Raw genomic sequence first — 806 nt, forward strand, 5'->3', positions numbered from 1 at the left:
GACGTCAAAAAAGGTAAAAGCGTTACCTTTAAGCACGTAGGTGAGGACTGGTGGGGTTATACCAATAAGTACTACGAGCATCGCTATAACGTCGACAAAATTCGTATCACGGTTATCCGCGATAGTGATATTGCGATGAAGCACTTCGAAAAAGGTAAGTTGGACGCATTTGGATTGGTTTTGCCAAGTTTATGGCATGACAAATCCAATACTGCCCCTTATCAAAAGGGTTACATTGAGAAGTTCTGGGGTTACAACCAATATCCAGTTGGTGCTGGTGGCGTTTGGATAAACACGGCCATGCCTCTACTTGATGACTTAAACATTCGCAAAGGGATCACTTACGCGACAGATTTCGACGGCATGATCGAGAATGTTATGCGTGGAGACTACAGTCGTAAACCCAACCCAACGGGCTTTGGGCATGGTAAGTACACGTTACCAGATGTGAAAGCGCCAAAGTTTGAACCAGAAAAAGCGGCGGCAGCGTTTGAAGCTGCGGGCTTCGATAAGATTGGTTCCGATGGTATTCGCGTGAATGATAAAGGTCAGCGTTTGAGCTTTGAATTGACGTACTCATCTCCAGTTCATACACCGCGTATTGCTTTCTTGCGTGAACAGGCAAAATTGGCAGGGTTGGACATTGAGCTGAAGCTGATTGATGGTTCATCGATGTTTAAGTATGTGCGTGAGAAAAAACACGAACTTGCTTTCTTTGATATGGGGACTTCAGAAATCCCAACTTATTGGGAATACTTCCATTCCGTGAACGCGAACAAACCACAAACGAACTCATTCACTAACTA

Annotated in this window: 1 protein-coding gene; it reads left to right on the forward strand. The window is 44.5% G+C overall.

Going from position 1 to position 806, the window contains the following annotated elements:
• Positions 1-806 (forward strand): ABC transporter substrate-binding protein (locus R8O11_RS26610; RefSeq protein WP_318194793.1); only part of this gene is annotated, 806 nt, incomplete at both ends.

This window comes from Vibrio sp. 1288 (genome assembly GCF_033344475.1).